This is a genomic window from Seleniivibrio sp. (assembly GCF_021209385.1).
GTDB lineage: Bacteria > Chrysiogenota > Deferribacteres > Deferribacterales > Geovibrionaceae > Seleniivibrio.
This window is the reverse complement of sequence record NZ_JAJOIL010000009.1, coordinates 87,426-108,989: the sequence shown is the minus strand read 5'-3', so window position 1 is coordinate 108,989 and position 21,564 is coordinate 87,426. Positions and strand designations below refer to the sequence as shown.

The window sequence follows — 21,564 nt, the reverse complement described above, 5'->3', positions numbered from 1 at the left end:
TGACAATCAAACATTATTCAGTAATACTTAACTTAAGTGTCAGATCGGGGGAAAAATGGAAGATATTGAGATCAAAATCGGTGAAAGAGTCAGAAAAATTCGTAATGAGAGAGGTTTAACCCTTCAGGATGTAGCTAATTTCACCGGTTTTTCAAAGGCTCTTATCTCTCAGATAGAAAACAATATCGTTATGCCTCCTATCAACACTCTCGGAAAAATAGCTAAAGTGCTGAATGTTAAAATGACATACTTCTTTGAAGAAGAGATTAATCAGAGCGACTTCTTCGTTGTTCGCAACGACGAGAAGAAATTCATTTACAGGGAAGGTGTTAAGCACGGCTATATGTACGAGGAACTCGCCAAAATAAAGTCATTTGACTATATGGACTGGCTTCTGGTTACCATTAAACCTGAGAAGATGGACGAGAAAATGTTCAGCCATGAAGGCTATGAATACATGTACGTTGTTCAGGGCGGCATCAGAATGAAAGTCGGCAACGAAGACCTTGAACTGAAAGAAGGCGACTCAATCGCTTTCAATTCAAAAATTCCGCACGCCGCTGTTACTCTGGACAGCAGAACAGCGCTTGTACTGAACGCTCATCTGAAAATTGAACAATTGACTGACGCTATTAAGAACGCTTAACTTTTAAAGAATACTGCCAGTTCATCCAGTCTTGAAAGACATCTCAGCAATTTTTTCTGAAAGCTTGATTCTATCAGTTCCGGCGGAAAAATGTCGGAAAGCTGGTGCGCACTGCGTATGAACAGCTTTGTATTGTAATAGTAGCAATGGTCTATAAGCTGGTTGAATCTGAGTGCGTTGTTCAGATTGGAAAAAGGTGTCAGACCGTCGATGAATACAGCCTCTACTTTTTCCGGAATAACGAAATAGCGGAAAGGGTGGGTAGATTCCAAAAGTTTTATCAGATTCTCAAAGCTTATTTTTGATTTTGCCTTTGTTTCCGGAGTATACATGGCAAAAGCATCAAGGAAACTGTCCTCTGAAACGTTTTTCATCCATGTTTTATTACGTTTTCGGTAATCTTCGCCTTCAACAATGATTGTTTCAAAGCTCTCTGCTATCTCCCCAAGCTGTTTAGCAAAATTATCCGTTTGAAAGCGCAGTTTGCCAAGTTCGTTTGGAAGAGTGTTTGAAGTTGTTATGATCAGAGTGTTTTCATTTATTTCGCGGAAGAATTTTGCCATTATATGAGTCATGGCGGGGTCATCCAGCTCAAATTCGTCAATAAGCAGGAGACTCAGACCTGAAAAGTGTTCAATACACTTTTCAACACCCAGATAGTGAAAGTAATAATTCATTTCACCGAAGCTCAAAAATGCTTTTGTTCCTCGCTCGCAGATATTGTAGCATGAGCTTAAAAGATGCGTTTTGCCTATGCCGTAGCTTCCGTCTATGTATATGTTATTCGGTTTTTCCGTGCTGTTTGAAGGTTTTTTGTTCTTGAGAAATCCGAACAGAGATTTTCCCTGCACCTTTTTTGCAGGGGAGTAATTTTTCATGTTGTCCAGCGTATTGCAGAGCAGAGATTTTATCTGCGACTGCGACGGATAGTTTTCATCCGGGATGTAATTTTCAAAAGTACATGACGAGAATTTAGGGTGGGGTCGGAGGTTTTCAAAACACTGTTTCACAGATATGTCGAAGCTTATGGAATTCAAGTCTATGTACTTTTCAGTATTAGTCATGTATAATTTCTCCCGATGGCTGCGATAAGCAGAATGAATATATAAAATAATTGAGAGAAAATCAAATGCTTTCAAAGATTGAAAAAGCTGTTTTAAAAGCGGGTGAACATCTGTTGCAGGGGTTCAACAGCACGAAACAGGTTGCGCTTAAGGGTAAAATAGACCTTGTTACACAGTATGATGTCGAAGTGGAAAATATCCTTCTGAACGAGCTGTCGTTCATGTCGGGAGAATACGATTTCGTTGCGGAAGAGACACATAAGGAGCGGGCGCAGAGAAAAAAGGCGGTATATATTGACCCCATAGACGGCACAACCAATTTTGTACACGGTTTTCCGTTCTGCTGCATATCTGTTGGCGTATATAACGAAAATGATGGTTTGTACGGTGTCGTATATAATCCTATATTAAACGAAATGTTCACCGCTGAAAAAGGCTGCGGAGCATTTCTTAACGGTAAAAGGATCAGTGCCTCTGTAAAAGATAGGGCAATTGACTGTCTCGTGGCGACAGGTTTTCCATATAGTATTGCAGAAGGAAAAGAAAGTATTATATTGGATATTTTAGAGCGGGTTTTAAAAAACACTCAGGGGATCAGGCGGGCAGGTTCTGCCGCTTTGGATCTTTGTTATACTGCAAAAGGCGTTTTCGACGGGTATTATGAGTTTAACCTTAGCCCATGGGATATTGCCGGAGGTGCTGTTGTAGCGTCTGAAGCAGGATGTAAGGTGAGCGGTATGGACAGCTCAGGCGTTATGGATCTTTATGAACGTTTTATTTTATGCGCACCTGTCGGTACTTATGCGGAGCTTCTCGCTATTATCAGGAATGAAGGAAGATTTTAATTTTTTTAAGCTGAATAGTTTGTGTTATTAATGCACAAAAGATAAGAATTTTTTATTAAGAATTAATCTTTGCGTTACGTTGCGTGTATGTGTTAAAATGGTTTTATGTTAGCTTAACAAACTTCGCATTGAATATGCTGTGTTACAATATCTTTAAGTTTAAAAAGTTGGCATGTAAATAATTAAGAAATATCTAATAATTTCTTTTTTGTGAATTTGTGATATTTCTATTTTTATCATAGTTTTCTTGAAAGGCTATTGTAATCAGTAAAATACATAAATCACAGTATTTACAATTAGGTTTAATAGAAGTAAAGTTTCGCTGTGTTTAATTATAAGGTGCAGTAATAATGGCTTGTGTTCTCATATACAGTCGAGGAACGCTGATACGCGAATCGATGGCAAAAATGCTTCAGGAAATGAGGTCTGTCAAAGAGGTGTATACTGTTGCGGATCCGCATGAACTTCATGAAAGCCTGAAAACCAAAAAACCGGATTTCGTGATTGCAGATATTTATTCCAGAAATTATGGAAATGATCTTCTTGACTCATTGGTTACAACCTATTCATCAGAAAGAATTATTCTACATACAACTCGGGAAAACAAGCATATCAATTACTACAATTCCATTTTAGGGATATGTCATTTTGTTTATGCTGAAGATGAGTCAGATTTGATCAAACGCGGTATTGATAAAATTCTGGCAGGTCTTAACGGTTTGATACCCGACAATTACAGCGGGATTCTTACCAACAGGGAGTGTGAAGTTTTGAGGCTTATCGCTCTTGGAAAAACGAGTAAAGAGATAGCCGAACAGCTTTGCATAAGCAAGAACACTGTTGACACACATCGTAATAAAATGCTCCAGAAGCTGAATATCGCAAATTCAGCATCACTTGTTCAGTTTGCCTATAACACGGGCTTAATATAAAAAAAGGCGGAAAACCCGCCTTTTTTTTGTTATTTTAAGCTTAGCGGATATCTTTGCAACATGCTCACCCTGAAATCTGGCAACAGCAAGCTCATTAGCCGAAGGCATTCTGCTTCCGTCTCCTCCTGCTATCGTTGAAGCTCCGTAAGGTGTTCCACCTGATACCTCAGACACAATTGAAAGCCCGCTGTGGCTGAAAGGAACCCCCACAATGACCATACCGTGGTGAAGAAGGGTAGTGTGGAAGCTGGTTATCGTTGTCTCCTGTCCGCCGTGCTGTGTGCCTGTGGACGTGAAAACGCTGCCTACCTTTCCGATGAGTCCGCCTTTTGCCCACAAACCGCCGGTTCTGTCAAGAAAAGAGCGCATCTGGCTGCTCATGTTGCCGAACCTTGTCGGTGTGCCGAAAATAACTGCGTCTGCATCGCCAAGCTGTGCCGGTTCGATAATAGGAACGTCTGCAAATGCCTTTTGGGCTTCGTATGCGCCTGCTTTTTTCAGTGATTCTTCATCCACCGTTTCAGAAACTCTGAAAAGTTTCACTTCTGTGTTGTCAACAGCTGCTGCTCCCTCTGCCACCGCTTTTGCCATCTGCCAGATGTGTCCGTAAAAACTGTGGAATACTACATACACTACATTTTTCATGTGTTCCCTCGTTTGAAATTAATTATATAGTTAAGATTGTGCCGGCTGTTGGAAGTGTCAATAGAGGTCGGTGGTTAAAGCCAGGTTTTGTTTCTGAAAAAATAGCTTAACGGAAACCATGCGCATAAAAGAAGATATGCGATATTGAACAGCATGCTGTAGAAGAACATTTTTTTAGGAGCAATTCCACTTATCAGTTTTTGGAATCCCGCTGAAATTCCAAGTGCAGTACCTGTGAAGAGTGTTATATAAAATGCATAACCGACGTATCCGTATCCGCTTTGCAATATGCAGAAGGGGCATTGGTGGGTCGGCAGTTCATAAACATATGGCGAGACCTTGTAAATCAGCACAGCGATTCCTGATACTGCTAATAGAATATTTGCCGCGCCGTAAATAACAGGGCGGCTATAGTTTAAAACAGTCAGCGCGAATGAACCGGCAAACAGATATATAGCGTTGTCTGATATGAAAGTTCTGAATATGGAAGTGTTGTCGGCAAAGATGACGTTACAGCAGCTAACCGGAACAGTGGGGTCAATTGAAGCGAAATGCAGGACAAAAAGGACGGCTTCCGCTATAAAAGTTGCAAAGAACAGCGGGATTATGCTGAATTTAGTGTATGTGAAGGGCAGGGCTTCATTTTTCAGATCAAAGCTGTTGACCGTAAGCCATGCCGCCGACAGGTACAGATTGATAATTTTCAAGCCCATCAGATATTTTCCATAGATTGTGGCGTTCAAAACTCCTGCTGCGCACATTGCACCGGTGAGATATGCCGAAAGCTTATCGTTGGCATATATGAAGATAATAAACGCAGGAATATTTACGGCGAATATGTATTTCATAAGTACGGAAACCAGATAGGTGTGTTTTTCCAAAACGTACTGAGTTTCCGAGGTGTCTGAAATATCCCAGTGCAGAATGACTCTGATGCCTACAAATAGACTGATGCAAAGGAAAAATATCATTACAGAATAAAGAACGAGCTGAACAAAGATATCCGGTATCAGAAAGCTCATTTCTCTATTCCTATTATTCTGTCTGCGATACCGCTTTCTGCCACAGCCCTGTCGTGGGTGGCAATCAGCAGAGTTTTGCCCTCAGCCTTCATAGCGGCGAATATTTCAAGCAGAGTGTCGGTCAGCTTTGCATCCAGACTGGATGTAGGTTCATCCGCAAGTATTACAGGCGGGTTGTTAATCAGCGCTCTGGCTATGGCGACCCTCTGTTGTTCGCCGCCGGACAGCCTGTTTACGGCGGTTTTCGCTTTGTCCGCTATGCCGAGTTTTTCCATGAGAACGCAGGCTCGTTCATTCTGTTGTTTCATAGTTATTTTTGTAGGCAGAAGAGGTATTGTGATGTTATCTATGGCGGACAGATTCGGCAGCAGGTTATAATTCTGGAATATCATCCCGACTGATTCCCTGCGGAAAAGTGCCGCAAATTCTTCCGGAAGTTTGGCAGTCTGCCTTCCGTTAACCTCTATGCTGCCTGATGTCGGTCTTGTCAGCGCCGCCGTGAGCGAAAGAACAGTTGTCTTTCCGCTTCCGCTTCGTCCGCTGAGAATCACCGTTTCCCCTGCGGATATTTCCATGCTGAAATTATCCAGAGGGGTTATGTCTTTATATTTTTTTGTTACGGCTGTGAATTTTATCATCTCAGGCTCTCCTGCGCATCCGTTATTGACGCTTTCCATGCGGGTATGATAATCGACGCCGCATATACAGGGACTGTAACCATGAAAGTGAGTGCTATCTCTTTTGCAGGAAAAACGAACGGAAGGATGAACTCCGGACGGATGTATGAAAAGCCTATGAAGATTGATTTAAGAAACGGTGCCTGAAGTCCGTATACATAGAACATTGCTACGGGCAGGGCAGTGATGAACGCTGATACAGCTGTAATAAGAGTTTCATAAAAGCGCACTGTGATAATGTCTGAAGGAGTGTAGCCAACAGCTTTCAGTACTGCTATCTCTTTGCGTTCCTCCATGTTAAGCCCCGATGCTCTGTCAAAGACTATAATGAAAAACGTGAAAAGACTTACCGCAAACACAAGCATAAAGATACCCGAGCTGAAGTCGAACAGGTTTGAAACTGCTGTTTGCTTTATCTCTTTTGTTTCAACCTTTGTATCAGGAAACATAGCGGCAATTTTTTGGGCGATAGTGTCCGTTTCTTCCGGATTGCCTGTATAAACGGATATCTGCACGGCTTTGCCGTCGGGTATCCCGAGTATTTCTTTTGCTGACTGGACATCGGTCAGCACTGCGGATGCGGACATCATCTGAGACTGGGGGGCGAAGGTGCCGACGATAGGCAGTTCGATATAGTTACCGTCGGGCTGACTGAAACTGAACGCCTTCTTATTGTAAATGGCATCTATTGTTTCTGCGAGTTTTTGTCCGGTTATCATCCATCGGTCATGTGAAAGGATATTTTTATTCTGTTCGACTGCATTTTCAAAAGCTTCCGAATACTGTTCCGCAAAAGGATCTATGCCTACAACGGTCAGATTTGCTTTCAGGTAGTCGAATCTGTAAAGCCCGAAATATGCCGGTTCTGCGTATTTTACCCCGGGAAGAAGGATTATGTCTTCAATCCTCGATGTGCTTATCAGTTCGTTCCGTCCGCCTTTATTCATGGTAACCGAGATGTCCGGCAGGGCATCCGCTGTGTATGAACTTTCGGCACGCAATGAAGCTGTGACGAAAAATACTGAAAAACACAGGATCATCAGCAATGATAGTATGATATAGACAAATATAAATTTTGATCGTCTGCCTGCCATAGAGCAGAGTGCGAATTCTAAAAGTCCCGCTTTCATCTGCCGTACACTGCCGATCTGAGATCAGTATCAAACCCGAAAAGATTTTCAGGCGCTGTTTTTCTCGTATACTCGCAGTATATGGCGGGTTCAGAAATACCTGTTAAACGAGCGAAACCGTAGCGTGCGATCTTGTCTTCTGCGGAAGGAATGCGGAAAGCGGCGAAGTAAAATAACTGCGCCGCCGTTACCGCTGTAAATATAAAGATAAATATCAAAAATTTAACGCTTCTTGTCGTCATTTCAGCATTGAGGATTTTATCTCTGAAAACCGGACAATTGATTTTCCATTATGATCAGTCATGAACGTTTTTGCGTTCTGCTCAGATTCAAAAGGAATCAGTTCGCTGCCCATGGGACCGTAAAGGTCAGAACCGATAACATAGAATGCCGTCTTGCCGTCGATGGCTTTAAGGCTGTAATAGTCGCTGACAAATACCTGTGTAATGTTGATGTGTTTGTATTTTCCCCATTTTTCAGGTTTCTGGTAAAACTTCATAAGGTCTTTTACGCCATCGAAATAAACAGAGTTTTGGACACCTTTCGCATCTTTATAGGTTATCTGTGCCGCCCATTTCGGATATTTCGCAACGAACATACCGCAGACCGGACATTTTGCTCCTTCCGGAACGGAGATAGTTGAATAACCTTCCGCGGATTTTCTCTGAACTTCCCAGAGATAAAGGGATACAGCCTGCAATTGTCCCTCTTTCAGTTCTCCGCAGACCGCGTTGTCTTTGATGTACGCCTTCATAGCGTTGATCTGTTCAAATGCGGAAGGGTCAACAGGCTTACAGACTGATTTATATATCTTTTCACCCATCGGGTAGACCATTTTCGCTTTCTTTTCAGCGGACATGTTTTTATCTGTCTGCATGGAATCGAGAGTTGCCTTGAGTACGGTGTCATAGTTAACTATTTCGCCGCCGTATTTTTTCTGGAACGCCTGAGCGTCAGCAAGAGATGCGAAGCCGTATTTGCTGACTGCTGTCATTGTTCCCGGTGCCTGACTGCCCATTACATAATGTGCTTTTTTAGCATTGGTAAACTTTTCTTTTGCTGCGTCTATCACAAGAATTTCTTTGATGTTCTCTGAAATATTGCCGTAGTCGTCGGCAAAACAACGGATTGAGCAGTATTGTTTCGCCTCGCCGTTTTTGAGCTTAACAGCGAAATTAGTTTTGTAATACATAGGGAGGTTCATTCCGCAAACAGGGCACCAATGCTTCTGTGCGCCTTTTTGGAGCAGTTCAGGGGTACCTGTGGCGTTCCGTTCAAATTCGTCTGCCATGTCGCCTGCGAAAGCAAAAAAGCTGAGCATCAGTGCAATAACTATAAGTGTATTTCTCATAAATCACCCTTAAATGGTATTCTTTGAAAGGGTACCGCTGTTTAATGATATGTGCAAGCTAAATATATAGTTAATGTTTATACTCCATATTTCAAATAAACTTTCTTAAGGTTTCATTTTAGTGTAAACTTTATAAATAATTATAAACGGGGACAGAATGAAATTTATTCGGCTTATTGTTATTTTTGCTGTTTTTCTGTCTGCCTGTGGGTGTAATCCCGAAAAACCTCCATTCTCTTCCGGAAATAACAAACGATACATTCTTGTTTATTCTTCCGCTGCTCTTTCAAATCCTGTCATAGAACTTGCCTCTGAATATGAGAAAAACGGCGAATGTGCTGTTGATATTCTTACCGGAGGCAGTGCGCACCAGATGAGAGCCATTCAGGTGAATAAAAAAGGCGATGTTATATTCGCAACCGTTGGCGACTATGTGGACATTCTTAAGACACAGGGGATGGTTTCAGAAACTTACGAGCTTGGCAGCGACAGGCTGGCATATTTCGTCGCCTACGGCAATCCTCTCAAAATTGACGGAAAGCTCGACTGGCTGACTAACGACAGAATTCGTGGAATCATAGGCTCCGCTCTGACCAGCGGTGCAGGAGAAGAAACCCATCGTGCTCTACAAAAAGCGGGCGTACTGAAAAACGTTTTTGAAAACGTTACCAGTCTGGCATCCGATTCAAAACAGCTCCTCAAGGCGGTTGCTGATAATAATGCCGATATAGCGGTTGACTGGATATCACTAAAATATAATCCTCAGTCCGAAGGAACCCAGACAGTAGAGATAGATTCACCTTATTTCAGAGAAGTAAAAGTTAAAGCGGGGCTTATAACTTTTTCACAGGAACAGGATTGTGCAAAAAACTTTTTAGAATTTGCTGCATCAGAGAAGGGCAGACAAGTGTTTTTAAAATACGGTATTGAGAAATAAACGTCATGATAAATCTCTACAAACCTAAACGTTATTTTCTGCTCTTTGCGGTTTTTCTTTTATTTTTGCTGACGGGTTTTTCAGCTCTTTTTGCCGTACACCGCTATGAGCGTTCCAGAATGATGTATCTGAAATCCTGCATGGATAATTATAAAAACAAAGCGGATATATACAGATTCATCAGAATACGGATCAGCGAAGTAAGCAATTATCTGCACCTTTACATTGAATCAGAAAAATTCAGCGATATGAGTAAATACGAATCGCGGATTTTTGATGATATAAACAACCTCAGCGATGAACTGCGTATTCTGGACAACGGCGGACTGCTTGTGGAAAAACTGCCTGTAAGTTCGTCTGAATTTGATAAATATACTTTCGACTACAGCTATAAAAAGACAGATAATAAACCTTACAACATGCAGATAATAGATATGCGTGCGAAGCTTGAAGAGCTGAGGCTTATAGTGAGAAGCTACCGCAGTCACCTTATAAACCGTGTGTCGGCAGACAAAACATCTGATTTCATGCTTGCGCTCTCTTCCGATCAGGAGATAAGGGTCAGAACCAAAGAGGTTGACAATTTCTTTACCAGTTTTCAAATGATATCAAACGATGCTTATATCAGCTCGCTTTCAGAAATAAAACTGCTTAGTGACTATATTGTTTCACAAGGGAAAAAGTTTGATGCCATCAACTTTTATATTTCAGTGATTTTCGGTTTGCTTCTTTTCTTTTTCGGCGTCTGGCTTGCGTATATCATATGGAACGTGCTTTCTGAGGCATCTAAGGCGAAAAAGGAATATGACGACCTGTTCCTTAATTTTGACACGAGGCTTAAATCAAGAACCACCGAACTTTTCAGCAGACTGGACGACATTATTGCCAGCGAGAGCAGTTATAAGGATAAATATGAATATTTAAGCAAAATACTGGATGCTATGGATTGCGCATTTTATGTCATAGATGCTGATACTTATGAGATAGTTTATGCAAACAGGTTCGCTTCGGACGGCGGGAACATCATAAACATGACCTGCCATGCTGTGACGCATCAGATGCTCCTGCCGTGCAGCGGGACAGAGCATCCATGCCCTCTCCAAATGGTGAAAGAGAAACGCGCATCATTTGTCGTGGAGCATCTGCATAAACAACCAGACGGAACAGACAGATATTATGAGATACGAGCATATCCGATTTTTGACCATAACGGAAATGTTGTGCAGATGATCGAGATGTCAGTAGATATTTCCGATTGGAAAAAAACCGAAAGATTTCTTATTCTGCAGCAGAGTTCTCTTGAAGAGCAGGTGGCTGATTACTCCCGTATAGCCAGCGAGGAATCCAAGCTTCGGCATAGTGCCGAAACCATGCTTGAAGACAGCGAACGTCGTTTCAGACAGCTTATCGAAAACATAACGGACATAATCATAGTTATGGACGGCAACGGCAGAATAAAATACGCCAGTCCGTCAATGGATATTGTAATAGGGTTCAGCAGTGAACATATAAAGGGTAAATTTTTTGAGGATATAGTCTTTCTGACGGACAGGCAGGAATTTTCCGCATGGATACAAAAGGTCATTTCCGGCGGGACAGAGCCTCTTTCGGGCGAGTTTAAGCTTATAAAGCGCGGAGGAGAGACTATAACGTCTGAGATCGTTGCCATAGATATGTGTGATAATCCGGTCATAAACGGAATAATCCTTAATATAAGGGATATAACCGCCAGAAAAGCGGCGGAGAGCGAGATCGGTAAACTTGCGCTGGTGATGGAGCAAAGTCCGGTAAGTATCCTTATAACCGACAGAGACGGAGTTGTGGAGTACGCCAACCCCATGTTTGAAAAAGTAACAGGCTACAGTGAGACGGAGGTTTTAGGTAAAAAACCGAGTATCCTTAAATGGGACGATTCCAATCCGCAGCTTTTTACGGAACTCTGGCAGACCATAACGTCGGGCAAAATATGGCAGGGAATCTTTACGAATAAAAAGAAGAACGGTGAAAAATATATAGAATCCGCCGTAATTGCGCCTATTAAAAATGTTACGGGTGAGATAATAAGTTTTGTGGCTATAAAAGAGGACATCACTGAACTTTTGCAGGCGAGAAAACGCGCAGAGGATGCAAATATTGCTAAATCACGTTTCATTGCAAATATAAGCCACGAGATACGCACTCCGCTGAACAGTATCATCGGTTTCAGCGACGTACTTAAAACCACGGAACTGGATGACAAACAGAAAAATTATCTTTCCACTGTCCGCTCGAGTGCCGAGACACTGCTTGACATCTTTAACGGGATAATGGAGCTGGCTGATATAGACAGTGATGGATCATCCATTGACAGCCAGACGGTGAATATTGACGTACTGGCGGACACCGTTAACAGAGTACATAGGAAATCAGCTGAAAATAAAAATATCGCTTTTTTAAGCTGTGTTGATGCAAATATACCTAAAAAACTGAAAGGCGATTCCTTCCGTGTGGGACAGGCTGTCTCTAACCTTCTTTCAAATGCCGTGAAATTTACGCAGGCAGACGGACAGATTGAATTGAATATCCGTAAGAAAGCGGAGACGAACAGCACTGTCAGTGTTGAGTTCGAGGTGAAGGATAACGGTGTAGGCATATCGCCTGAAAAACTCCCGGTGATATTCGATTCCTTTGAACAGGGGGATGGCACCTCAACCCGCAGATTCGGCGGAGCAGGTCTGGGACTTAGCATAGCGAAAAATATTCTGAAAAATTCGGGTCGGAGATACAGGTTTCGAGTGAAGAGGGACACGGAAGCTGTTTCTCTTTTGTTATAGAGTTTGAAAAAATGCAGGAAGAGAACCCTGAACCGGTCGGTGGTTTTGCAGGATTTTCGTTCGGGGAACTTCAGGCTCAGATAGGACTTGCTCCTGATGTGCTTGCGTCGCTTCTGAGAGAATTTTGCGAGGATTCCGAAGCTGACCTTAAAAAAGCTGTGGAGGAACTTGCTGCCGGAAACGTCCGGAATTCCAGAGACTTGCTGCATTCTGTCCGAAGTGCAGCAGGAAACATGCGGCTGAGTTTTTTATCCGAAAAATTGAAAAATGCCGACGAATTTGTTAAAAAGAATGATACGGTTTACGTAAAAGAGCTGATAAAAGAGATAACCGATATTTTGATTTTCATAAAAAATGAGACGATCCGGCGGAGAGAACATGGGACTTAAAGGCAAAATAGTTTCCATAGACGACAATAAATTAAACCTTATGCTTATAGAATCCATGCTGGAAAGCATGAACCTTGAAATCAGAAGTTTTACAGACCCTTCACATGCGCTTGATTATATTAAAATTTCTCATCCTGACCTTATTTTTACGGACTATATGATGCCGGAGATGGACGGTATCGCGCTTATCAAACGTGTACGCGAAACTGAACCCGATGTACCGATAGTAATGATAACTGCGGTGGACGACGATGACAGTATCAAGCTTTCCGCTCTTAATGCGGGAGCGTCGGATTTCCTTTATAAACCTCTCAAGCTGTACGAGTTTCAGGTTCGTGTCAAGAATCTTCTTTCGCTCAGAAAAAACCAGCTCCTGCTGAAAGACCGTGCCGCTCTTTTGCAGCGGGAAGTTGAAACGGCAACTCTTAAAATAAGGATGCGCGAGTTTGAAACACTGACCATCATAGGTCGTGCCAGCGAATATAAGGACACGGAAACCGGAAACCATATCAAACGTGTTGCACATTACAGCAAAGCTCTTTCCGAGCATATTGGCATGGACAGCGAGTTCACAGACGCGCTCTTTTTTTCTGCGCCCCTGCACGATATAGGAAAACTGGGGATACCGGACAGCATACTCCTTAAACCCGGAAAACTGGACGAGCAGGAATTTTCTGTGATGAAAGAACACACAACGATAGGATATAAAATACTTGCCGATTCAGAGGGGAAATATCTTAAATTCGGCGCAGATATAGCACTCTCACATCATGAACGATGGGACGGAAGGGGATATCCGAACAGGCTTTCAGGTGACAATATACCGATATGCGGGCGCATAGTCGCTGTCAGCGACGTCTTTGATGCACTGCTTTCAAAGAGACCCTATAAACAGAAATGGGAATATGACGACGCCAGACGGTTTATTCAGGAAAACGGCGGAATAATGTTCGATCCGCAGCTTGTGGACGCTTTCGATAAGCTGAAAGAGGTATTTCTGGACATTATGCACAGTTATGATGATGCTGATAAATAATCGGATAAAAAAGGTCTTGACATAATTCCAATAGCTCCTATCGTAATTTTAAATACTCCTTTTGCAATATACGTCAAATAAGATTAGGCGGTGCGGGGAAGGCAGACCCCGTACCGTTTTTAATCTAAAAACCGATTCAAAGATGTCGTTAAATTAAAAATAAGTTTAAATGGCATCTACCCAAACACAAACCAATCTATTATTATGTCAGAAAAACAGAACGGAGGCACCTATGCAGGTCAACAGGGATGATGCATACAGCATTCTGACAGAATATACTAAATCTGATTCACTCATCAAACATGCCCTGAGCGTTGAACAGGCTATGCGCAAATATGCCGACAAATTTGGCGAGGATGCCGAGCGCTGGGGAGTTACAGGTCTTCTTCACGATTTCGATTATGAAAAATACCCCACTCTGGAGGAACACCCGTATAAAGGTGTGGAGATTCTCCGCGGAATGGGATACCCGGAAGATATACTTGAAGCCATAATGGGACACGGTACGTTCACGGGCGTAGCCAGAGTGACCCCCATGGCGAAGACACTTTTTGCAGTGGACGAACTCTGCGGTTTTCTGCTTGCCTGCGCGTATGTAAGACCGGACAAATCCATTGCTAACGTGGAAGTTAAGAGCGTTAAGAAAAAACTGAAAGACAAGGCTTTCGCCCGCGCGGTCAACCGCGATGACATCTCCCTTGGAATAGCGGAGATGGGTGTTGATCAGGACGAACATATTGCCTTTGTTATTTCGGCTCTGTCCGAAATCTCGGACAAGCTGGGCGTATGAACAGGCTCACCGCTGTCACCCTTCAAGACGGGCTGACGGTGGAGACTGTCATGTACCCATATGGTACGCTCTGCATCTCTTCTCAGGCAGGCTGCCGGATGGCGTGTCCTTTCTGCGCATCTGGCAGGAAAGGACTTGTTCGCGGGCTTACGGCTGAGGAGATGCTTGAACAGGCGCAGACGGAACCGAAAGCGAAACGTATTACCGTTTCAGGAATAGGCGAACCGCTGGATAACTATGAAGAAGTAGAGCGGTTTATCCGCATGTCGCCTCTGCCGGTATCGGTGACTACAACGGCAAGTCATCCTGAGCTTCTGGCCAAGCTTCTGTCCCTTCCTCATAACGGTGTGATGATATCTCTGCACGGAGGCTCGGAAGAAGCGCACAAAAAACTTGTGCCGAAGGCTCCCGCTTTGAGCGAGATTTATGCAGCAATATCGGAAGCGTGGAAACACATGTCCGTCAGGTCTAAGAAAAAGATTGGTCTGAATTATCTGCCTGTAGAGGGGATAAACGACAGCGATGAAGAAATCGGGCTTTTTGCGGAAAACGCACAAAGATTTCCTGAATCATCAGTGCATCTGCTCACTTTGAATAAAGTGCAGAACAGCCCTTTCAGTCCTGTAAGCAACGAACGCCGCGAAGAGATTTTTAATTTTCTTCGGGAAAAAGGGCTGAATGTTCGTCGTGCCAACTCATTCCGCAGGCAGGAAAAAGGCGGATGCGGAACACTTTGGCTTAAAAAATATCTTGACTAAGGGATAAAGATTATGCATTATACGTTCATGAATATTTTTGTAGCTAAAACAAACGTTAAAAATTGGTGGTGGCGTTCTTCTGTTATATAAGAAGGTTTTCGCCATGAGATTGTGTATAACAGCCGTGCGGTGAAAACCGCACGGCTTTTTTGTTGCCTTACAGGGCCGTGTTCTGAAAAGACCACGGCCTTTTTTTTTTGAATTTAAACAACAAGGATAATGACAAGATTATAAAAAAAATAGATCGCCGCGTCGCTGACGCTCCTCGCGAAGACGTCTCTGCGAGGAAGCCGAAGGCTGACGCGGCAGTCTCATTAATTTGTAAGTAACACATAAGGAGATAAAATGAACCTCAGACAGCCCGTTTACCCAGACAGGGAAACATTTATGAAACTGGCAAAGGATTACGGCAGAGTCACTGTATATCGGGAGATCATGGGTGACACCTTCACACCAATTTCGCTCCTGCGCAACTTTACCAACGAAGAGAACGTGTTCCTTCTGGAGAGTGCGAATCTGGACAAGACATTCTCCCGTTTCTCATTTTTCGGAAACAACCCCAAAAGAGTTATCACATTTCAAAACGACACTGTCACGGAAAAATCAGGCGGAAAAAAGAAAACGTTTTCAATGAACCCCATGGATTACATGGCACAGCAGTTTTATGCTGAAAAAGGCTTTAATGACGGCAAATTCGGTGATTTTGCAGGCGGTTTTGCGGGATTCTTCGCTTACGAATCCATAAACTACATGAATATCCTGAAAAAGCCCGTTAAATGCTCAAAAGATAACAAACTGCTCGGTTTCATGGAAGTTGACGAGTTCTTTGTGTTCGACAACCACCTCTCAAAACTCTATGCTGCTGTCAGCGTTAAAACCGAAGGCGGCGAAGAGGCATACGACAAGGCTATGAAACGCACACAGAAGATGAGCGGCGACCTGAACCGTTTTAACTTTGACAACTTCGATTCAGACCTCAACTGCGAAATAGTTAAGGACATGGAAAAAGATGAGTATATGCGCTGTGTTGAGCAGGTGAAAAAAGAGATAAAGGATGGCGAAGCCATACAGATTGTTTTCAGTAATGCATACCGCATTCAGGGGCGTTTAAATCCACTTAGTCTTTACAGGGCTCTCCGTAACATTAATCCTTCTCCATATATGTTTTTTCTGAAATTTGGTAAAGAGGTTTTACTTGGTTCATCTCCTGAGATACACCTTAAGGTGGCTGGCAGAAAAGCTACTCTGAAACCCATCGCAGGCACAAGCCCCATAATGGAAGACGTGGAAGCGGCAAAGAAAGCACTCCTTGCTGACAAAAAAGAGTGTTCGGAACACCTTATGCTTCTGGATCTTGCCCGCAATGATCTTTATACCTGCTGTAAACCTGAAAGCGTTAAAGTTGTTCAGGAATTTATTCCGGAAGTGTACAGCCACGTCATTCACATTGTAAGCGAGGTTGAGGGACAGCTTGAAGATTCCGCCAACCCTCTCGAACTTTTCATGAGATGCTTTCCTGCAGGAACAGTTTCAGGCGCTCCGAAAGTGAGAGCGATGGAGCTTATCGAGCAGTATGAAAAATCCGAGCGCGGTTTCTATGCCGGATGCGTGGGCTATTTCGGATACAGCGGCAACATGGACACATGCATAACCATACGCAGTGCGTTTGTCACTCCGAAAGAGACAGTGCTTCGCGCAGGCGGCGGAATAGTTTACGATTCCGTTCCTGAAACAGAGTTCAAAGAGGTCGAGAACAAACTTGGCGCACTATTCGCCGCATACAAAACAATAGCGGCAGCGGAGGGAAGAGATGTTTCTGTTGGTTGATAACTACGATTCGTTCACATACAACCTGTACGCGCTTTTCAGACTGGCAGGCGCAGAGGTCGACGTTATAAAAAACACAGAGTTTAAAGCGGCGGACGGCTATAAGGGTATCATCCTTTCCCCCGGACCTTCAAACCCTGCGAACTCAGGCACTACATTGAAATACCTTGAGATGTACACTGGTAAGATACCCATGATGGGTGTTTGTCTGGGGATGCAGGCTATGGGGTACCACATGGGATATGAAATACGAAGTGCGAAGACTATCATGCACGGCAAAACAGACATTATGAAAAAGACCGGAGAGTCAAGACTGTTTGCAGGTATTCCCGACGGATTTACAGCCGTTCGCTATCACTCGCTGGCTGTAGCGGCTCCTGAAAGCGTTATGACTGCGACAGCCGTTTCCGACGGCGAGTGCATGGGCATGGAGGACGAAGGGAACAAACTTTACGGGGTGCAGTTTCACCCCGAATCAGTTCTAAGCGCCTATGGTGACGTTATGGCTAAAAACTTTATGAATATATGCGGGGTGTCAAAATGAGTGCGGAACTTGTAAAAAAATCCTGTATGGGCGTAAGCCTTTCCTTTGAAGAAACATACAGCGCGTTCATTGATATGATGGACGGCAAACTTGAAGAGGCGGAGATAGCCGGAATACTCATCTCCATGCGTCTGCGCGGCGAAACGGTGGACGAGATAGCCGGAGCCGCCCGCGCCATGAACGAAAAAAAGATAGTTTTTGATACAGATATGCAGGTTTACGACACATGCGGAACAGGCGGAAGCGGTAAATCGACCATGAATGTTTCCTCTGCGGTAGCGGTTCTGCTGGCTGCCATGGGCTATCCTGTGGTAAAACACGGAAACCGCGCAGTGAGCGGAGTTGTTGGCTCTGCGGATATATTTGAGATGTCGGGTGTTCCCGTTAACAGCGAAAAAGCGGAGATGCAGAGCTATTTCAATAAACATAATTTCGCATTCCTTTTTGCCCCTATGTACCACCCTGCGCTTAAATATGCAGGCGCCGTACGCAAAAAACTGCGCGTTCCCACGATATTCAACTTTCTGGGACCGCTTGCAAACCCCGCCAATGTCGGCGGGCAGATAGTGGGCATGGCTATGCGCGACAAGCTGGCGATCCTTGCCGAAAGCCTTCTGATGCTGGGGCGTGACAGGGTGGCTGTGTATTCGTCTCTGGACGGATACGACGAGATATCCTCTTTCGCCCCCACAGAGGTTCATGAGGTTTCCGGCGGCAGGATAATCAAGCATTACATCAATCCTGCTGAATTTTTCACACCTTTCCAGATGCCTGTCGTGAAAACCAATGAGGATGCAGGTTTCTTCTTTAATAAGGCGATATCCGCAGACGGCGGCGATTTTTCAAAACTGATAGCTCTGAACGCGGGTCTGGCACTCACTGTCTTCGGAAAGACGGAGAGCATTCGCGATGGCTACAGACTGGCACTTGAGACAATAAAGTCAGGTGTCGTGCTTGAAAAGCTTGCAAGTCTGAGGAGCATATAAGATGTCAGTGCTTGAAAAGATACTGGAAAATAAACGAAACGAGATGAAGCACTTTACTGTTCCGTTCTTTCCGCGCAAAAAGAAATTCCTGGATTTCAGGGCGAGCCTTACGGTGAAACCATTTATCTGTGAAGTCAAAAAAGCGTCGCCTACGCTTGGTGATATAAACGTCGATGCAGACCCTGTTGAGACCGCAAAACGCTATGAATTGATGGGTGCAGGCGCGGTGAGCGTGCTGACAGATAAAGAGTTTTTTAAGGGCAGTTTTGAGTATCTGCGGGACGTTGCAAACAGCATTGATCTGCCTGTTCTCTGCAAGGATTTCATCATTGACGAGAAGCAGATATACGCCGCATACGTTTTCGGTGCGGACGCTGTTCTTCTGATGGCGTCAGCACTTTCAAAAGAGGATTACGAGAGGCTCTATCTTTATGCAAAATCAAAGGGGCTGGCTGTCCTGACGGAGATACACGAGGAAGAGGAATACGACATCGTTTCAGGCGCAAACCCCGACATTGTCGGCGTGAACGCGCGCAATCTGAAGACGCTTGAGATAGATATGGACAAGGCGGCGGGTATAATCTCCCGTCTTGATAAAAAACACTTCAAAGTGGCTGAAAGCGGCATGAAGTGCGTGGATGATATCCGCAAAATGCGTGCGGCTGGAGCGGATGCCTTTCTTGTGGGTTCCGGGCTTATGTCATCGCCCGATCCGCAGGCAGTATTTTCCGATATGGCTGCGGGACTTAAAGCGTGATAAAAATATGCGGTATCAAAGACCTTGCCACAGCGGAAAAATGTATTGAGCTTGGCGCTGACATGATAGGTTTTGTTGCGCACGAAAAAAGCAAAAGATACATTACGCCCGAAGCGGCAAATTCCATCGCGGCGGTTGTGCAGGGCAGGGTGCAGACCTGTGCTGTCGGGTTTACTCTGGCAGAGTGCGAAAGTTATGAAACGGATTTCATTCAGGCGCATGATGCGAATGTTGCTGTGAATCATATTCTCAGCGGACATGAGATACCCACCGGTACGTTCCGTTATTTCCTGTTCGACAAGAGCAGCGGCAGGGGCGAAACCTGCGAGTATCCCGAATGGATTTCAGGGTTCCGCCACAGGCTCATTCTTGCCGGAGGGCTTACACCGAAGAACGTCGGTGACGTGATACGCCGTTACAGACCGTTCGGCGTGGACGTGTCCAGCGGGGTTGAGACTGACGGCGTTAAAGATATCAGTAAGATAGCAGAGTTTATAAAAAATGCTAATGAGGCATACAATGGATAAAAAGATGTTTTTTGGGGAGTACGGCGGACAGTTCGTACCTGAGACCCTGATTCCTGCTCTGGACGAGCTGGAGTTCTGGTACAACAAACTTAAAAAAGACGATAAGTTCAAAGCAGAGTTGGATACGCTCCTTCGTTCGTATGCGGGAAGACCTACTCCCGTTTATAAAGCTGAAAACCTTTCAAGAGAACTCGGATGTGAGCTTTATCTTAAACGTGAAGACCTGATGCACACAGGTGCGCACAAGGTGAACAATACGCTTGGTCAGGCTCTTGTTACGAAATATATGGGCAAGAACAGGGTTATAGCAGAAACAGGAGCAGGTCAGCACGGTGTTGCCTCGGCAACTGCGGCGGCTCTGTTCGGTATGGAATGTACTGTTTTTATGGGTGAGGTGGACGCGCGCAGACAGGAACCGAACGTTAAGCGGATGGAGCTTCTCGGCGCGGAAGTGGTTCGTGTTCAGGATGGGCAGCGCACTCTGAAAGATGCGACAAACGCCGCATTGCGTGAATGGGTGGCAAGCGTTGAAACCACACATTACATTATCGGCAGTATCGTAGGTCCTTATCCTTTCCCTGAAATGGTTGCATATTTTCAGTCCGTCATAGGTATAGAGGCGAACGCTCAATGTAAAGAACTTGGATTTGACCCCGACTGCGTGGTTGCCTGTGTCGGAGGCGGAAGTAACGCCATAGGTATTTTTCAGGGATTTCTGGACAACCAGAAAATTGAGATATTCGGCGTAGAGGCGGGCGGTGTGTCCGACAAAGACGGCGAACATGCCAGAACAATAGGCATGGGCAAGCCAGGAATACTCCACGGCGCTTTTTCCTATCTGGTGCAGACACCCCAGTTTCAGGTGGCTGATGTTCACTCCATCTCCGCTGGACTTGACTATCCCGGTATAGGACCTGCACACGCGGCGCTGAACGACAGCGGAAGGGTGAAATACGGCTATGTGCGCGACGATGAAGCGCTTAACGCTTTCAAAATGCTTACCCGCAAAGAGGGCATAATACCTGCGCTGGAATCAAGCCATGCGCTTGCGTATGTAATCGAAAATAAAGAACAGTTCAAAGGCAAAAAAGTTCTTGTGAATCTTTCTGGAAGAGGCGACAAGGACATGGCGGCTATTCTTGAAAGGGGGCTTATATGAGAGGTTTTTATATCGTAGGCGGCTACCCTGATAGGGAGCAGTTCAAAAAATGCCTGAATGCCGTTGCGGCGGCTGGTTTTGAGTTCATAGAGGTCGGTATTCCTTTCAGCGAACCGGTTGCGGACGGTCCCGTTATCGCATCTGCCATACACGAGGCTGTGATGAACGGCGTGGACATTGAAGCCATCATGAGCGACGTTCGCGAGATGAAGCAGAAATCCCCGTCAATCAAAGCCACCGTCATGACATACGCAAACATAATCCACGGCTACGGCGAGAAGAAGTTTTCAGACGATTTCGGCGATATTTTAAGCGGCGTTATCATCCCCGACCTGCCGACCCGTATGCATAGCTGGATGACCGATAAAGGGCTTTCTATCCCGATAATCCCTTTTGTAACACCTGTTTCCAGAGATGAAGATATAGAAGCAGTGAAAGATACGAAAGCTCCTTTTGTATATTACATCAGCATTATGGGCGTTACAGGTTCCGATAAAAAGGGTGCTGTTAACAACAAAGCCGACATTGCGAAAAAACTGACAAGCAAACCCGTTGTCACAGGCTTCGGAATCCGCACCAAAGAGGATGCCGAGCGTGCGCTCAATGCCACCGGAGGATTTGTTATCGGTACTGAAGTTGTGAAGCGACAGAAAGATTTCAGTGAGTTCTGCAAATACATAGAGCAGTTTCGTTAAACAGCATAATCATATTTGTTCAAAATTGGACAAT

Annotated in this window: 23 protein-coding genes; 16 read left to right on the top strand and 7 right to left on the bottom strand. The window is 44.4% G+C overall.

Going from position 1 to position 21,564, the window contains the following annotated elements; genetic code table 11:
* Positions 1 to 55 precede the first annotated feature (55 nt).
* Positions 56 to 646: a helix-turn-helix domain-containing protein gene (locus tag LRY47_RS03115; RefSeq protein ID WP_295222487.1), complete on the top strand. Its 591-nt coding sequence runs from the start codon at positions 56 to 58 to the stop codon at positions 644 to 646.
* On the opposite strand, the gene zapE is transcribed toward LRY47_RS03115, so the two are convergent.
* A complete protein-coding gene (gene zapE / locus LRY47_RS03110) occupies positions 643 to 1,710 on the bottom strand; it encodes a cell division protein ZapE (protein ID WP_295222485.1) in 1,068 nt (355 codons plus the stop codon). The two genes, LRY47_RS03115 and zapE, sit on opposite strands and share 4 nt — an antisense overlap.
* A gap of 65 nt (positions 1,711 to 1,775) precedes the next feature.
* Between zapE and LRY47_RS03105 the strand changes: the two genes are divergently transcribed.
* Both LRY47_RS03105 and LRY47_RS03100 read left to right on the top strand, forming a co-directional pair.
* Positions 1,776 to 2,555 (top strand): inositol monophosphatase family protein, encoded by a 780-nt coding sequence (locus LRY47_RS03105; RefSeq protein WP_295222484.1) that lies wholly within the window; start codon positions 1,776 to 1,778, stop codon positions 2,553 to 2,555.
* 398 nt (positions 2,556 to 2,953) lie between these two features.
* On the top strand, positions 2,954 to 3,487 hold the full coding sequence (locus LRY47_RS03100) for a response regulator transcription factor (RefSeq protein ID WP_295222482.1): 534 nt from the start codon (positions 2,954 to 2,956) through the stop codon (positions 3,485 to 3,487).
* Here LRY47_RS03100 and wrbA read toward each other — a convergent pair.
* From wrbA to LRY47_RS03070, 6 genes are all read right to left on the bottom strand, one after another.
* Positions 3,479 to 4,132, bottom strand: a complete 654-nt coding sequence (gene wrbA / locus LRY47_RS03095; protein ID WP_295222480.1) for an NAD(P)H:quinone oxidoreductase — start codon at positions 4,130 to 4,132, stop codon at positions 3,479 to 3,481. The genes LRY47_RS03100 and wrbA overlap by 9 nt on opposite strands.
* A 74-nt stretch (positions 4,133 to 4,206) precedes the next feature.
* Positions 4,207 to 5,154, bottom strand: a complete 948-nt coding sequence (locus tag LRY47_RS03090; RefSeq protein ID WP_295222478.1) for a hypothetical protein — start codon at positions 5,152 to 5,154, stop codon at positions 4,207 to 4,209.
* Positions 5,151 to 5,792: an ABC transporter ATP-binding protein gene (locus tag LRY47_RS03085; protein ID WP_295222477.1), complete on the bottom strand. Its 642-nt coding sequence runs from the start codon at positions 5,790 to 5,792 to the stop codon at positions 5,151 to 5,153. Before LRY47_RS03085 ends, LRY47_RS03090 begins: the two co-directional genes overlap by 4 nt.
* Positions 5,789 to 6,871, bottom strand: coding sequence for an FtsX-like permease family protein (locus LRY47_RS03080; RefSeq protein WP_295222475.1), 1,083 nt, complete (start codon positions 6,869 to 6,871; stop codon positions 5,789 to 5,791). Before LRY47_RS03080 ends, LRY47_RS03085 begins: the two co-directional genes overlap by 4 nt.
* An 86-nt stretch (positions 6,872 to 6,957) precedes the next feature.
* Complete coding sequence (locus LRY47_RS03075) at positions 6,958 to 7,179, bottom strand: hypothetical protein (RefSeq protein WP_295222473.1); 222 nt, start codon at positions 7,177 to 7,179, stop codon at positions 6,958 to 6,960.
* A 20-nt stretch (positions 7,180 to 7,199) separates the two neighbouring features.
* Entirely contained in the window at positions 7,200 to 8,312 is a 1,113-nt protein-coding gene (locus LRY47_RS03070; RefSeq protein ID WP_295222472.1) for a nitrous oxide reductase accessory protein NosL, read from the bottom strand.
* A gap of 157 nt (positions 8,313 to 8,469) precedes the next feature.
* On the opposite strand from LRY47_RS03070, the gene LRY47_RS03065 reads away from it, so the two are divergent.
* From LRY47_RS03065 to trpA, 13 genes are all read left to right on the top strand, one after another.
* Complete coding sequence (locus LRY47_RS03065) at positions 8,470 to 9,249, top strand: substrate-binding domain-containing protein (RefSeq protein WP_295222470.1); 780 nt, start codon at positions 8,470 to 8,472, stop codon at positions 9,247 to 9,249.
* 5 nt (positions 9,250 to 9,254) lie between these two features.
* Positions 9,255 to 12,062 carry a PAS domain S-box protein gene (locus LRY47_RS03060; protein WP_295222469.1) on the top strand — a complete coding sequence of 936 codons (2,808 nt, stop codon included), beginning with the start codon at positions 9,255 to 9,257 and terminating at the stop codon, positions 12,060 to 12,062.
* An 11-nt stretch (positions 12,063 to 12,073) separates the two neighbouring features.
* Positions 12,074 to 12,451 (top strand): Hpt domain-containing protein, encoded by a 378-nt coding sequence (locus LRY47_RS03055; protein ID WP_295222467.1) that lies wholly within the window; start codon positions 12,074 to 12,076, stop codon positions 12,449 to 12,451.
* The gene (locus tag LRY47_RS03050; RefSeq protein WP_295222466.1) at positions 12,417 to 13,487 is read left to right on the top strand and encodes an HD domain-containing phosphohydrolase; all 1,071 of its coding nucleotides are present in this window, start codon (positions 12,417 to 12,419) and stop codon (positions 13,485 to 13,487) included. Before LRY47_RS03055 ends, LRY47_RS03050 begins: the two co-directional genes overlap by 35 nt.
* Positions 13,488 to 13,719: 232 nt before the next feature.
* A complete protein-coding gene (locus tag LRY47_RS03045) occupies positions 13,720 to 14,277 on the top strand; it encodes an HD domain-containing protein (RefSeq protein WP_295222464.1) in 558 nt (185 codons plus the stop codon).
* On the top strand, positions 14,274 to 15,035 hold the full coding sequence (locus LRY47_RS03040) for a radical SAM protein (protein ID WP_295222461.1): 762 nt from the start codon (positions 14,274 to 14,276) through the stop codon (positions 15,033 to 15,035). The genes LRY47_RS03045 and LRY47_RS03040 overlap by 4 nt, the downstream gene beginning before the upstream one ends.
* A gap of 345 nt (positions 15,036 to 15,380) precedes the next feature.
* The gene (locus tag LRY47_RS03035; RefSeq protein ID WP_295222459.1) at positions 15,381 to 16,862 is read left to right on the top strand and encodes an anthranilate synthase component I family protein; all 1,482 of its coding nucleotides are present in this window, start codon (positions 15,381 to 15,383) and stop codon (positions 16,860 to 16,862) included.
* Complete coding sequence (locus LRY47_RS03030; RefSeq protein ID WP_295222458.1) at positions 16,846 to 17,406, top strand: aminodeoxychorismate/anthranilate synthase component II; 561 nt, start codon at positions 16,846 to 16,848, stop codon at positions 17,404 to 17,406. Before LRY47_RS03035 ends, LRY47_RS03030 begins: the two co-directional genes overlap by 17 nt.
* The gene (gene trpD / locus LRY47_RS03025; protein ID WP_295222457.1) at positions 17,403 to 18,392 is read left to right on the top strand and encodes an anthranilate phosphoribosyltransferase; all 990 of its coding nucleotides are present in this window, start codon (positions 17,403 to 17,405) and stop codon (positions 18,390 to 18,392) included. The genes LRY47_RS03030 and trpD overlap by 4 nt, the downstream gene beginning before the upstream one ends.
* A gap of 1 nt (position 18,393) precedes the next feature.
* Positions 18,394 to 19,149 (top strand): indole-3-glycerol phosphate synthase TrpC, encoded by a 756-nt coding sequence (locus LRY47_RS03020; protein WP_295222456.1) that lies wholly within the window; start codon positions 18,394 to 18,396, stop codon positions 19,147 to 19,149.
* Complete coding sequence (locus LRY47_RS03015; RefSeq protein WP_295222455.1) at positions 19,146 to 19,676, top strand: hypothetical protein; 531 nt, start codon at positions 19,146 to 19,148, stop codon at positions 19,674 to 19,676. Before LRY47_RS03020 ends, LRY47_RS03015 begins: the two co-directional genes overlap by 4 nt.
* Positions 19,669 to 20,835 (top strand): tryptophan synthase subunit beta, encoded by a 1,167-nt coding sequence (gene trpB, locus LRY47_RS03010; RefSeq protein ID WP_295222452.1) that lies wholly within the window; start codon positions 19,669 to 19,671, stop codon positions 20,833 to 20,835. The genes LRY47_RS03015 and trpB overlap by 8 nt, the downstream gene beginning before the upstream one ends.
* Positions 20,832 to 21,530, top strand: a complete 699-nt coding sequence (gene trpA / locus LRY47_RS03005; protein WP_295222450.1) for a tryptophan synthase subunit alpha — start codon at positions 20,832 to 20,834, stop codon at positions 21,528 to 21,530. Before trpB ends, trpA begins: the two co-directional genes overlap by 4 nt.
* The last annotated feature ends 34 nt before the right edge of the window (positions 21,531 to 21,564 follow it).